10 protein-coding genes are annotated in these 12,033 nt (G+C 70.9%); 6 read left to right on the top strand and 4 right to left on the bottom strand.

All coding sequences use genetic code 11. The annotated features are described in order from the left end of the window. Positions 1 to 32: 32 nt before the first annotated feature. Positions 33 to 1,127, bottom strand: coding sequence for a DUF1996 domain-containing protein (locus tag ACLVWQ_RS02625; protein ID WP_414106457.1), 1,095 nt, complete (start codon positions 1,125 to 1,127; stop codon positions 33 to 35). A gap of 398 nt (positions 1,128 to 1,525) precedes the next feature. Between ACLVWQ_RS02625 and ACLVWQ_RS02620 the strand changes: the two genes are divergently transcribed. Further along, positions 1,526 to 3,328, top strand: coding sequence for a coagulation factor 5/8 type domain-containing protein (locus ACLVWQ_RS02620; RefSeq protein ID WP_414106456.1), 1,803 nt, complete (start codon positions 1,526 to 1,528; stop codon positions 3,326 to 3,328). 224 nt (positions 3,329 to 3,552) lie between these two features. Next, positions 3,553 to 5,604, top strand: coding sequence for an NPCBM/NEW2 domain-containing protein (locus ACLVWQ_RS02615; RefSeq protein WP_414106455.1), 2,052 nt, complete (start codon positions 3,553 to 3,555; stop codon positions 5,602 to 5,604). 75 nt (positions 5,605 to 5,679) lie between these two features. Here ACLVWQ_RS02615 and ACLVWQ_RS02610 read toward each other — a convergent pair whose 3' ends face one another. Beyond that, on the bottom strand, positions 5,680 to 6,378 hold the full coding sequence (locus ACLVWQ_RS02610) for a GntR family transcriptional regulator (protein ID WP_414106454.1): 699 nt from the start codon (positions 6,376 to 6,378) through the stop codon (positions 5,680 to 5,682). A 61-nt stretch (positions 6,379 to 6,439) separates the two neighbouring features. Next, positions 6,440 to 7,327, bottom strand: coding sequence for a dihydrodipicolinate synthase family protein (locus ACLVWQ_RS02605; protein ID WP_414106453.1), 888 nt, complete (start codon positions 7,325 to 7,327; stop codon positions 6,440 to 6,442). Between the two features lie 179 nt (positions 7,328 to 7,506). Here ACLVWQ_RS02605 and ACLVWQ_RS02600 point away from each other — a divergent pair, with 179 nt between their 5' ends. The 3 genes from ACLVWQ_RS02600 to dhaL are packed head-to-tail and all read left to right on the top strand — an operon-like array spanning position 7,507 to position 10,480. After that, positions 7,507 to 8,859, top strand: a complete 1,353-nt coding sequence (locus tag ACLVWQ_RS02600; RefSeq protein ID WP_414106452.1) for an MFS transporter — start codon at positions 7,507 to 7,509, stop codon at positions 8,857 to 8,859. Further along, the gene (locus ACLVWQ_RS02595; protein WP_414106451.1) at positions 8,856 to 9,863 is read left to right on the top strand and encodes a dihydroxyacetone kinase subunit DhaK; all 1,008 of its coding nucleotides are present in this window, start codon (positions 8,856 to 8,858) and stop codon (positions 9,861 to 9,863) included. Before ACLVWQ_RS02600 ends, ACLVWQ_RS02595 begins: the two co-directional genes overlap by 4 nt. Next, a complete protein-coding gene (gene dhaL, locus ACLVWQ_RS02590) occupies positions 9,860 to 10,480 on the top strand; it encodes a dihydroxyacetone kinase subunit DhaL (RefSeq protein ID WP_414106450.1) in 621 nt (206 codons plus the stop codon). Before ACLVWQ_RS02595 ends, dhaL begins: the two co-directional genes overlap by 4 nt. 149 nt (positions 10,481 to 10,629) lie before the next feature. On the opposite strand, the gene ACLVWQ_RS02585 is transcribed toward dhaL, so the two are convergent. Next, positions 10,630 to 11,133 carry a MarR family winged helix-turn-helix transcriptional regulator gene (locus tag ACLVWQ_RS02585; RefSeq protein WP_414106449.1) on the bottom strand — a complete coding sequence of 168 codons (504 nt, stop codon included), beginning with the start codon at positions 11,131 to 11,133 and terminating at the stop codon, positions 10,630 to 10,632. Positions 11,134 to 11,272: 139 nt separating this feature from the next. On the opposite strand from ACLVWQ_RS02585, the gene ACLVWQ_RS02580 reads away from it, so the two are divergent. Beyond that, positions 11,273 to 12,025: an SDR family NAD(P)-dependent oxidoreductase gene (locus ACLVWQ_RS02580; protein ID WP_414106448.1), complete on the top strand. Its 753-nt coding sequence runs from the start codon at positions 11,273 to 11,275 to the stop codon at positions 12,023 to 12,025. Positions 12,026 to 12,033 lie beyond the last annotated feature (8 nt).

The raw sequence follows: 12,033 nt of genomic DNA, 5'->3' as shown, positions 1-12,033 counted from the left end.
GCGGCGGGAGTGCCCGGTCCGGCCGCCCCGGTTCAGGGAAGCTCGTAGTTCTCGTCGAGGGCCGCGCCGGCCTCGGGGTGTGTCTGGTCGTAGCCGCGCGCGTCGCACTGCAGGCCGCCGACGAGGCAGTGGCCGACCAGCGCGTCCAGGGTGGGCGCGTCCCAGGCGTTGAAGAAGTCGTAGTGGAACGACCAGGCCGGTCCGCTGGCCAGCCGCACCTGAGAGAGGTCACCGTTGACGGGGAAGGCCATCTTGAACTCGATCATCGGCAGCGCGACCGGGTGGCTCGCGGGGCAGATGTTGTTGTTCGTCCCGGGGTTGACCACGGGATAGGCCATGTGGCTCTTGTGGTCCGGTGTGTCCAGGTACCTGCCGTCCCAGCAACTGGGCGCCTGGAAGCGGATGTTGAGCTGGACGTCCGGGCGGCTGGGGCAGTCGGTGGGGAAGTCGACGTTGAAGAAGCTGTCTCCGCACTCCCAGCCCTCGACGAAGCCGCGGTGCGCGCGGAACTCCTGAGCGCTCTGCGTCGGGCTGCCCACGAGGAACCGCAGCCCCTTGGGGAAGGGCCGCACGCTCGTGTAGTCGGTGACGCCCGCCTTGTAGTAGATGACCTGCGGTCCGACGGGCCGCACGGGCTGGTCCCCCTTGAAGAGGGTGGGCATCCAGTAGCCCGACCGGTCACCCGGGGCGTTGCAGGTGGTGGTGCCGGCGTCGAGGGAGGCCGTCGAGCTGTTCGCGTCCGTCGTCCGGTTGCCCATGAAGGTGTGGTCGTGGGACTTGCCGGGCTGCTGCGGGTAGACGATCGGGTCGTCCGGCTTGGTGTGGCTCACCGAGCAGTTGGCCTGGAACTCGTGGAAGTAGCGGTGGGGCGGCTCCTGCGTGGACGGCTGGACGCCCGTCACCGGCGGGTTCGCGGGGATGTAGCCGTCACCGTCCGGGTCGTCGGGGGAGTCGGCGGTCGACACCGCCATGGTGTGGCCCGCGTGGTGCACGGCGGCGGCCGCGCGCACGCCGTCCGGCGGTGGCGGCGTACCGGCGGTGGCCGCGACGCCGCTCAGACCGAGCGAGGTCAGCAGCAGGGCGCCGGCGATCAGGGTTCCTGAGACGATCTGCGATCTCCGTGGCATGGAGACCTCCTGACACGTCGATGGGAGAACTGTGGGGGGTGCGGTCCCTGGGACGGGCCGCGCAAGCGGAAGAGCACGGGGAAACCTACGGGAGAGCGCTCTCCCGTGACGGAGTGTTGAGGCGGGAGCGAAGGGTGTCAAGGGATCCGGCGGAAGGGACCGCTGGTTTCTCGCGCCCACCTCTTGAACGCGCCGCCGAGCGGAAGATCGGCCGCCAAGCAGCCGAAAACCTGTCAAATGCGCCGGTACGCACAGGACTTACTGAATGAAGGGCAACAACTTCCGTGACTCCGGTCGCAACTCTTGACGCGCGGTTCACGCGGATGAAGCATGCAACGGCGAGAGAGCGCTCCCACAACCCCCCACTGTTCGTTTCCTGAACGAGGAGAGTCGCCCCCATGCCTGCTTCCCCCATGGATCCCCCCGCCCCCCGGCCCTCGGTGGGCCGTCGAACCGTCCTCGGCGCCGCTGCCGCCGTGGCGACGGGTTCGGCCCTGTCCGGCCTGGCCTCACCCGCGTCGGCCGCCCCCGCCGCGCCGACCTCCGCGAAGGCCCTGCCCGGCGGTGGCGATCTCGGCCCGAACGTCATCGTCTTCGACCCGTCCACCGCCGGTATCCAGGGCAAACTGGACGAGGTGTTCCGCCAGCAGGAGTCGGCGCAGTTCGGCACCGGCCGCTACGCGCTGTTCTTCAAACCCGGCACGTACCAGGGGCTCAACGCGCAGCTCGGCTTCTACACCTCGATCGCGGGCCTCGGCCTGTCGCCCGACGACACGACGATCAACGGCGACGTCACCGTCGACGCGGGCTGGTTCAACGGCAACGCCACCCAGAACTTCTGGCGTTCGGCGGAGAACCTGGCGCTGGTCCCGGTCAACGGCACCAACCGCTGGGCCGTGGCGCAGGCGGCGCCCTTCCGGCGTATGCACGTGCGCGGCGGTCTCAATCTGTCGCCCGACGGCTACGGCTGGGCCAGTGGCGGCTACATCGCGGACAGCCGCATCGACGGCCAGGTCGGACCGTACTCGCAGCAGCAGTGGTACACCCGCGACAGCTCCGTCGGCGGCTGGCTCAACGCCGTGTGGAACATGGTGTTCTCAGGTGTCGAGGGCGCCCCGGCGCAGAGCTTCCCGAACCCGCCGTACACCACGCTGGAGACGACCCCCGTGTCGCGGGAGAAGCCCTTCCTGTACCTGGACGGCAGCGACTACCGCGTCTTCCTGCCGGAGAAGCGGACCAACGCACGCGGTGTCACCTGGGGCAACGGCACCCCGCGGGGCACCTCCCTGCCGCTGTCGCAGTTCTACGTCGCCAAGCCCGGCGTCTCCGCGGCCACCCTCAACCAGGCGCTGACCGAGGGACTCCACCTCCTGCTGACGCCCGGCATCTACCACCTGGACCAGGCCGTCCAGGTGAACCGGGCCGACACCGTCGTCCTCGGCCTGGGCTACGCGACCCTCATCCCGGACAACGGGGTCACGGCGCTCAAGGTCGCCGACGTCGACGGGGTGCGGCTGGCCGGATTCCTCATCGACGCCGGCCAGGTCAACTCCACCACGCTGCTCGAAGTCGGCCCCCAGGGCGCGACACGGGACCACTCCGCCAACCCGACCACCGTGCAGGACGTCTTCGTCCGCATCGGCGGCGCGGGTGCGGGCAAGGCCACCACCAGCATCGTGGTCAACAACCGGCACACCATCGTCGACCACACCTGGGTGTGGCGTGCCGACCACGGCACCGGGGTCGGCTGGGAGACCAACCGGGCCGACTACGGCGTCGTGGTGAACGGCGACGACGTGCTGGCCACCGGTCTGTTCGTGGAGCACTTCAACAAGTACGACGTGCAGTGGTTCGGCCAACGGGGCCGCACCATCTTCTTCCAGAACGAGAAGGCATACGACGCCCCGAACCAGGCCGCGATCCAGAACGGCTCCCTGAGGGGGTACGCCGCGTACAAGGTGGCCGATTCGGTCACCTCCCACGAGGGCTGGGGGCTGGGCAGCTACTGCTTCTACAACGTCGACCCGACGATCGTCCAGCACCACGGCTTCGCCGCTCCGAACAACGGGGGCGTGAAGTTCCACAACATCCTCGTGGTGTCACTCGGCGGTCAGGGCCAGTACGCCCACGTCATCAACGACATCGGCGCCCCCACCTCGGGCACCGACACGGTCCCGTCCACGGTGGTCTCGTACCCCTGAGCGAGGAACCGCCTGGCACCGGCGCCCCGTCCCCGTCCCCGTCCCCGTCCCGCCCCCGTTCCGCGGGGCGGGGCGGGGTGGGACGCGGCCGTCCGCGGAACTGATCCATATTGGCCGGATCCGTGATCAGCACACGGCCGCCGTGGCCCATAGCCTTTGATGATCCCGGAACGCGCTCAAGGGCATGGACCTGTGCTGATCCGACTTTCGCGGAGGACGTAGTGATGCGCCACCTTCACGCTCGCACCATCCGGAGAAGAACGGCGGCAGTTGTCGCCGCGGGCCTGCTGTGCGTGGTCGGCTCCACGCCGCCGGCCCTCGCCGCCGCCGCGCCGCCGACTGCCGCGGAGCACGCCTCACCGGGCGAGGCCGCCGTACCGGAGCCGGGCGACGGCCTCGCCCTCACCCCGCCGATGGGCTTCAACAACTGGAACTCCACGCACTGCCGTGCCGAGTTCGACGAGGACATGGTCAAGGGGATCGCGGACCTCTTCGTGGAGAAGGGGCTCAAGGACTCCGGGTACCGGTACGTCAATCTGGACGACTGCTGGGCCCTGCCCTCCCGGGACGCGAACGGCAAGCTGGTGCCCGACCCCACGCGATTCCCCGGCGGGATCGAGGCGGTCGCCGACTACGTGCACGCCAAGGGACTCAAACTCGGCATCTACACCAGCGCCGGCACGAAGACGTGCGACAGCGTCGGCTTCCCTGGCGCCCTCGGACACGAGTACAGCGACGCCCAGCAGTTCGCGGACTGGGGTGTCGACTACCTCAAGTACGACAACTGCAACAATCAGGGCGTGGACGCGAGGACGCGGTACACCACCATGCGTGACGCCCTGAAGGCCACCGGGCGCCCCATCGTCTACAGCATCTGCGAGTGGGGCGAGAACGAACCGTGGGAATGGGCGTCGGAGGTCGGGCACCTGTGGCGCACCACCGGTGACATCAGCGACAGCTGGGGCTCGATGCTGTCGATCCTCAAGCAGAACCTGCCGCTCGCGCCGCACGCCGGTCCCGGACACTGGAACGACCCGGACATGCTGGAGGTCGGCAACGGCGGCATGACCGACACCGAGTACCGCTCGCACTTCTCCATGTGGTCGATCATGGCCGCGCCCCTGCTCATCGGCTCCGACCTGCGCACGGCCTCCGACGCGACCTTCGAGATCCTCGACAACAAGGAGGTCATCGCGGTCGACCAGGACCCGCTGGGACGGCAGGGCGAGGTGCTCTCTTCCGAGGGCGGCCGCTGGGTCGTCGCCAAGGAGATGCGGGACGGCAGCAGAGCGGTGGCCCTGTTCAACGAGACCGGCAGTCCGCAGCGGATCGAGACGACCGCCCGAGCCGTCGGACTGCCCGACGCGGACGCCTACGCCCTGCGCGATCTCTGGCAGCACAGGAGCTACAACACCGCGGGCACGATCTCCGCGACCGTCCCCGCGCACGGCACCGTGCTCGTCCGCGCCTCGGTGGACCCGAGGTGGGCCGAGCAGCCTCCGGCCGTCGAACTCGGTGTCGACAACGGCCTGCTGGTCGAGGCGGGCAGGGCGACCACGCTGACGTCGAAGGTCACCGACCTCGGCCGGACCCCGGCGAACCGGGTCTCGGTCGCGCTGAGCGGACCGGCGGGCTGGACGGTGCGAGCGGCCTCGCCGACCACCGCGGGCACGCTGCCGACCGGCCGGGCGCTGAGCACGAAGTGGCGGATCGTCCCACCGGCCGACGCGCCCACGGGCTCGTACGACCTGACGCTGAGGGCGTCGTACCGCTCACCCACCGGCGTACGCGCCGAGAGCGTGCTGCCGCTGCGGGCGTCCGTGGTGGTGGCACCGCCGGCGGGAGTCTCCTCGCTCGGCGCCCTGCCCTGGCTGTCGACCACCAACGGCTGGGGGCCCGTCGAACGCGACACGAGCAACGGGGAGAGCGCGGCGGGGGACGGCCGGCCGATCACCATCGGCGGCGTCGGGTACGCCACGGGGCTGGGCGCGCACGCCGAGAGCAGCATCGAGTACTACACGGCCGAGGCCTGCGAGCGGGTCACCGCGGAGGTGGGCGTCGACGACGAGAAGGACGCCAACGGCACCGTCGCCTTCGAGATCTGGGCCGACGACGTCAAGGTCGCCCAGACCGGGGTCCTGACCACCGCGATGCCGGCGCAGCCGGTCTCGGCCGACGTGAGCGGAGCCCGGACGGTTCGCCTCGTCGTCACGGACGGCGGCGACGGCATCGACTCGGACCACGCGGACTGGGCGGACGCGAAGCTGACCTGCTGAGCCGAGGCGGGCCGGCAGGGGTGACACGACGGACACGACGCGGTGGGGTCGTGTCGCCCTCGCCGGCCGGCGAGGTCAGGTGACGATCTCGTGGGAGGCCATGTCCGCCAGCGTCCACTCCTCCACCTCGGCGAGGTGGAGCGCGGCGGCCTCCTGTGCGCCCGCGACGTCGCGGGCGGTCATGGCGTCGAGGATCTCGATGTGGCGCCGGGTGGAGCCGGCGAGCCGGTGCGGACCGGTCGCGCCGAGTACGCGCAGCCAGTAGACGAACGGCTCGACGCTCTCCCGGGCGGTGATCAGCCGGCTGTTGCCGGTGAAAGCGATGATCTCGCCGTGGATGCGGGTGTCACTGGCGAAGAAGGGCTCGTAGTCGCCCTGTTCGGCGGCGCGCAGCGCGGCGACGGCCTCGTCGCGCAGATCGGTGATCTGTTCCACCGGCATCGTCCGGGCGGCGACGCCGGTCGCCAGCCATTCGAGCCCCTTGCGCAGTTGGCACACCTCGTGGACGTCCTGCCGGGACGGCCGGGTGACGAAGGTGCCGGAGCGAGGACGGGTCTCGACGAGCCGGTCGTGCTCCAGGCGGGCCAGCGTGTCGCGCACCGGGGTGCGCGACACACCGAACTCGCTCGCGACGGCCTGCGGGTCCAGACGTGAACCGGGCGCGTACACGCCGGTGGTGATCCGCTCGCACAGAATGGAGTAGAGCTGCTCGGAGATCGACTCCACGATCAGGGGAGTGGTCCCGCGACGGCTACGGACGGACGTGGTGGCCATGGTCGACCCTCTTCTCGGACGGTCGTCGCGCGGCAGCTCCCTGGCGCTGGACACACGACATCTAATCGATCAGGTTAGCGGCTCGCAGGGCGGTTGCGATGCGCTCGCGCTCGGCCGCGGTGGCCGGTTTGAAGGGCCGTCGGGGAAGACCGGGGGAGCGGCCCAGCAGTTCCAGCGCCGCCTTCAGGGTGGCGGGCAGGTTGGGCGCGTCGATGGCACGCCAGACCGTCAGGATCCGCTCGTGCAGCTCCAGCGCCTTGACGTGGTCGCCGGCCTGGACCGCGTCCCACAGTTCGACGCTGAGCTTCGGTGTGACCGTCGGGATGGCGGCCAGGGCGCCGTGGGCTCCCATGACGAACGCCGGGTAGTGCAGGTCGTCCAGGGCGGCGAGGACGGTGAACCGGTCGCGCAGCCGGTGCAGCAGGTCGGCGAGGAGGTGGATGTCCCCGCCCGACTGCTTGACCGCCACCACCTGCGGCACATCGCTGAGCATCGCGATGGTGTCGACCGGGACCAGGGCCCAGGGCACCACGTTGTAGAGCACGATCGGCAGGTCGGTGGCCTCGCCGATCTCACGGTAGTGCGCGACGGTCTCCTCCGGGGAGGGGGCGAAGACGTAGTGCACGGGCGTGACCTGGAGAGCGTCGACGCCCACCTCCTTCAGCGCCAGGGAGTACCGCTTGGCCTGGGCCGTCGAGTTCTGGATGACGCCGCCGATGACCGGGACGCGTCCTGCCACCTCGTCCACGACGGTCGCGCAGATCGCGGCGCTCTCCTCCAGGGAGAGCGTCTGGCCCTCGCCGGTGCTGCCGCAGGCGCAGATCGCCGTCACACCCTGGTCCAGGAGGTACTTCACCTCACCCCGCAGCAGGTCGAGGTCCACCTCGTCGTGCTCGTCGAAGGGTGTGACGACCGTCGAGATCATCCCGCCGAGCCTGATGTCCTTCATGTGACCTCCGGGGTGTTGCCGCAACCTCAGCGCGGATGTAATGTCTGATGCATCAGATGTTAGCACGCGCTCCCTGGCCAGGAGAACCGCATCTTTCCGGACACGGCCGGTGCCGAGGCAGGATCAGCAGACAGCCGGCACCGGCCACGTCATCCGAGCCGCATCGCAATGGAGCGAGCATGTCCGTCCCCGTCAAGACCCCGGAATCCCCGGCGTCCCTGCGCAAGGTCGTCACGGCCAGCGCGCTGGGCACCACCGTGGAGTACTACGACTTCACCCTGTACGCGACCACGGCAGCACTGGTCTTCGACAAGGTCTTCTTCCCCGACGTCTCGCCCCTGATCGGTACCCTGGCGGCCTTCGCCACGTACTTCGTCGGCTACGCGGCCCGCCCGCTCGGCGGCATCTTCTTCGGCCACTTCGGTGACCGCCTGGGCCGCAAGAACGTGCTGGTCATCACCATGCTCATGATGGGCCTGGGCACCTTCGCCATCGGCCTGCTGCCCTCCTACGACAGCATCGGCATCGCGGCGCCGATCCTGCTCGTCCTCATCCGCCTCGTCCAGGGCCTGGGCATGGGCGGCGAGTACGGCGGCGGCGTCCTGATGACCCTGGAGTACAGCCCGGTCCGCCGCCAGGGGTTCTTCACCTCGCTCGTGCACATCGGCACCCCCGCGGGCGTGCTGATCCCCGTCGGCCTGGTCTCCGTCCTGGACGCGACCCTGCCCGCCGGAACCTACGACTCGTGGGCCTGGCGCCTGCCGTTCCTGGTCAGCATCCTCCTGGTCGGCGTGGGCATCTGGATGCGGCTCAACATCACCGAGAGCCCGGAGTTCGTGAAGATGCGCGCGGAGCGGGAGGTGCGGAGCCTGCCGGTGCGCGAGGTCTTCACCCGGCAGCCCGGCACGGTCTTCTTCTCCGTCCTCGCGAAGATCGCCGAGAGCGGCCTGTTCAACATCTACTACGTGGTGGCCATCGCCTACGTCACCACCGAACGCGACCTGCCCAAGGGCCCGGTGCTCCTTGCCGTCCTGGTGGCCTGCGCCGTCGAGTGCTGCACGCTGCCGTACTTCGGAGCGCTCTCCGACCGCGTCGGACGCCGCAAGGTCTACATCGCCGGAGCCGTCTTCCAGGCCCTCCTCGCCGTCCCCTTCTTCCTGCTCATGGAGACGGGCCACTTCTGGGCGTACGCGCTCGGCATGACGCTCGGCCTCGGCGTGGGCCACGCCGCGATGTACGGGGCGCAGGGCGCGCTGTTCGCCAACCTCTACCCGGTCAACGTCCGCTACACCGGCCTCTCCGTCACCCAGCAGATCGGCGCCACACTCGGCGGCGGGCTCTCCCCGCTCATCGGCACCGCGCTGCTCTCCGCGGCCGGCGGCCACTGGAAGTGGCTGATCTTCTACTGCGTCGGCGTCGCGGTCCTCTCCGCACTGGCCGCCACCCGGCTGGGCCGGGGCGATGCGCCGCCGGCCGCCGACGCCCCGCGGACCCCCGCCGAAACCGTCCTCGAAGGGACTCCCGCTCCATGAACCGCCTCTTCCTGCCCGCCGACAACGCAGTGGAGCGGGCGCTGCAGGGCCTCGCCCTCACCCACCCCGACCTGCTCGAACTCCACACCGACCCGCTGTACCTCACCGGCCGCCACCGCGCCCCGGCCCGCCGCGTCGGCCTCGTCTCCGGCGGCGGCTCGGGCCACGAACCCCTGCACAGCGGCTTCGTCGGCCTCGGCATGCTCGACGCGGCGGTCCCCGGCCGCGTCTTCGCCTCCCCGCACAACCGTCAGATCCACGAGGCGTCGAAGAAGGCCGCAGGACCCGACGGCGTGCTGCACATCGTCAAGAACTACACCGGTGACCGCATCAACTTCGGGATCGCCGCCGAACGCCTCAGGGCCGACGGCATCCCCGTCCGCCGCGTCCTCGTCGACGACGACCTGGCCACCGACGACGCCGCCACCGCCACCGGCCGCCGCGGCACGGGAGCCACCGTCATCGTGGAGAAGCTCCTCGGCGGCGCGGCGGACACGGGCCTGGGACTCGACGAACTCGCCGACCTCGGCGCGCGGTTCACCGCCGCCTCCCGCAGCGTGGCGGTCGCCGCGCGCGCCCAGACCTCACCGTCCCGGGGCGGCGAAGCGTTCGAACTTCCCGACGGCACCCTCGAGTACGGCGTCGGCATCCACGGCGAGCGCGCGGCCGGGACCCTGCCGAACCCCGGCCTGGAAGACCTCGTCGCCCACATGACGGACCAGGTGCTCGGAGCCCAGCCGCAGGCGGCCGACAGCGTCCTGCTCCTGGTCAACGGACTCGGCGCGACCACCCTCCTGGAACTCCAGGCGGTCCACGCCCTCGTCTGCGAGGCGCTCGGCCGGCGCGGCGTGCACGTGGCGGGCCGCCTCGTCGGCAGCTACGTCCCGGCGCTCGACATGAGCGGGTTCTCCCTCACCCTCACCGTGCTGCGCGACGGATGGCTCGACCTCTGGAACCGCCCGGCCCGCACGCCCGCCTTCCCCGCCCTGGAGCCCACCCGATGACCGTCGACCACCGGCTCGTGCTGCGCACCTACGCGGACGCCGCCCGCACCGCACACGACGCGCTGACCACCCTCGACCAGCACTCCGGCGACGGCGACTTCGGCGACAACCTCCGCGACGGGCTCGACCGGGTCCGCGCGGCACTGGACGCCCGACCCGCCGAACCGGCCTTCGGCGTCGCGGCGGATGTCTTCCTCGACGAGGTCGGCGGCACCAGCGGCCCCCTGATCGGACTCCTCTTCCAGGAGATCGCCCGTGGGCTCGCCGCCCACACCGACGACCTGGACGGCTGGCGAACCGGTGTGCGCGAGGGCCTGGCCGCCATCCAGCGCGTGGGGGAGGCGGAGACGGGCGACCGCACGATGGTCGACGCCCTGGCCCCGGCCCGGGACGCGCTCGAAACCGGCGGGTCCTTCGGCGCCGCGGCCGACGCGGCGCTCACCGGCGCACGCGACACCGCGAACCTGCGCGCCCGCCGCGGACGCGCCTCCTACGTCGGTGACCGGGCGCTCGGCGCCCCCGACCCGGGAGCCATGGGCGTGGCCCTGCTGTTCTGGTCCCTGGCCCACGCCGCAGGAGAAGGAGACACAGGGCCCGACCTGCCGAACCTGCTGTGAACCGGCAGGGCTCGGTTATTTGGGGGCGCGGGGAACTGCGCGACCAGCCACGGCGAACCCGCACCCGAGAAGCCGGCCGAGTCCCGCAGGGCCCCGCATCAGCCCGGTGACGGCCGGCCTCGTCGGGGTCGACACCCGACGAGAGCCGGTCAGCAGTCCGTCTCGGTGGGGGCGAGCGATTCCCGCTGGGCGGTCCGCGCGACGCGGGAGAGCAAGGTGCGCAACTGTTCCGCGTCCTGGTCGTCGAGGTCGGTGAGGAGGCGGGCCTCGGCGGCGGCGAGACCGCGCCGTACCTCGTCGAGCCGGGTGCGTCCGGTGGCCGTGAGGAGGACCTGGCGTGCGCGCCGGTCGCGTGGGTCCGGCCTGCGGGTCACCAGCTCGTGCGCTTCGAGGTCGTCGAGCAGGTAGGTCATGACGGTGCGGTCGAGGCTGACCTCTTTGGCCAGGGCGAGCTGCGTGGGCGGCTCACCCGCGGCGAGGGCCATCAGGACGAGATAGCCGCGCGCGCCGCCGGGCAGGTCGGCGACCGATTCGGTGGCGACCCGGCTGAACGCGGTGGAGACCAGGCGGATGGCCCAGCCCAGGTCGGTTCCCAGCGTGAGGCCCTCGGGCTCACCGCGCGGCTTCTTGCTGTCGGACGTGGATGCGCTCACGGCCCCACCCTAGCATCCATCCGCTACTCGCCAGATGTTCTTGTCAACAGAACATCTGGCGGGCATAGTGGAATGGCGCCGGGACGCCATGGGCGACCCGACACGGCGCGTCATGACCTCCACGAACAGGAAGACAGTGATGAGCATCAGCACCGCTCTGCAGGGGCGCACCGCACTCGTGACCGGGGCGACTTCGGGAATCGGCAAGGCCGTCGCGACGGACCTGGCCCGGCAGGGGGCCGAGGTCGTGCTGCACGGACGCGACCGGGCCCGGGGCGAGGCCCTGGTGAAGGAGATCGCGGCGGAAGGAGGCACGGCCCGGTTCGTGCCCGCCGACCTCGCCGACGCCGAGGACACGCTGCGCCTGGCCTCCGAGGCCGGCGACGTGGACATCCTGGTGAACAACGCCGGCCTCTTCGAGTTCGCTCCGACTCCCGGGACCGACGCGGCGAGCTTCGACCGGCAGTTCGCGGTCAACACCCGCGCCCCGTTCCTGCTGGTCGGCGCACTGGCACCGGCCATGGTCCGGCGCGGACACGGCTCGATCGTGCTGATCGGATCGAGCTCCGCGCGCCAGACGGCCCCGTTCGGAGCGGCGTACGGGGCCTCCAAGGCCGGTGCGGAGACACTCACCCGCTACTGGGCGACCGAGTTCGGCCCCTCCGGCGTACGGGTCAACGCCGTCTCACCGGGCCCCGTACGCACCGAGGGCGCGGCGGCGCTTCTCGGGGACCGGATCGCGCTCCAGGACAAGGCCAACGCGCGCGGCCGTGCGGGCGACCCGAGCGAGATCGCCGACATCGTCTCGTTCCTGGTCGGTCCGGCCAGCAGCTACATGAACGGCGCGGTCCTGTACGCGGACGGCGGCGAACTCAGCCCGCTGCCCGCGTGAGGACCAGC

This window comes from Streptomyces sp. CWNU-52B (assembly GCF_047444975.1).
Classification (GTDB): Bacteria; Actinomycetota; Actinomycetes; order Streptomycetales; family Streptomycetaceae; genus Streptomyces.
This window is presented reverse-complemented; position numbering and strand designations above follow the sequence as displayed.

Coding starts and splice junctions, on each gene's coding strand:
- ACLVWQ_RS02625 (WP_414106457.1), bottom strand. CDS start 1,127: ATGCCACGGAGATCGCAGATCGTCTCAGGAACCCTGATCGCCGGCGCC.
- ACLVWQ_RS02620 (WP_414106456.1), top strand. CDS start 1,526: ATGCCTGCTTCCCCCATGGATCCCCCCGCCCCCCGGCCCTCGGTGGGC.
- ACLVWQ_RS02615 (WP_414106455.1), top strand. CDS start 3,553: ATGCGCCACCTTCACGCTCGCACCATCCGGAGAAGAACGGCGGCAGTT.
- ACLVWQ_RS02610 (WP_414106454.1), bottom strand. CDS start 6,378: ATGGCCACCACGTCCGTCCGTAGCCGTCGCGGGACCACTCCCCTGATC.
- ACLVWQ_RS02605 (WP_414106453.1), bottom strand. CDS start 7,327: ATGAAGGACATCAGGCTCGGCGGGATGATCTCGACGGTCGTCACACCC.
- ACLVWQ_RS02600 (WP_414106452.1), top strand. CDS start 7,507: ATGTCCGTCCCCGTCAAGACCCCGGAATCCCCGGCGTCCCTGCGCAAG.
- ACLVWQ_RS02595 (WP_414106451.1), top strand. CDS start 8,856: ATGAACCGCCTCTTCCTGCCCGCCGACAACGCAGTGGAGCGGGCGCTG.
- dhaL (WP_414106450.1), top strand. CDS start 9,860: ATGACCGTCGACCACCGGCTCGTGCTGCGCACCTACGCGGACGCCGCC.
- ACLVWQ_RS02580 (WP_414106448.1), top strand. CDS start 11,273: ATGAGCATCAGCACCGCTCTGCAGGGGCGCACCGCACTCGTGACCGGG.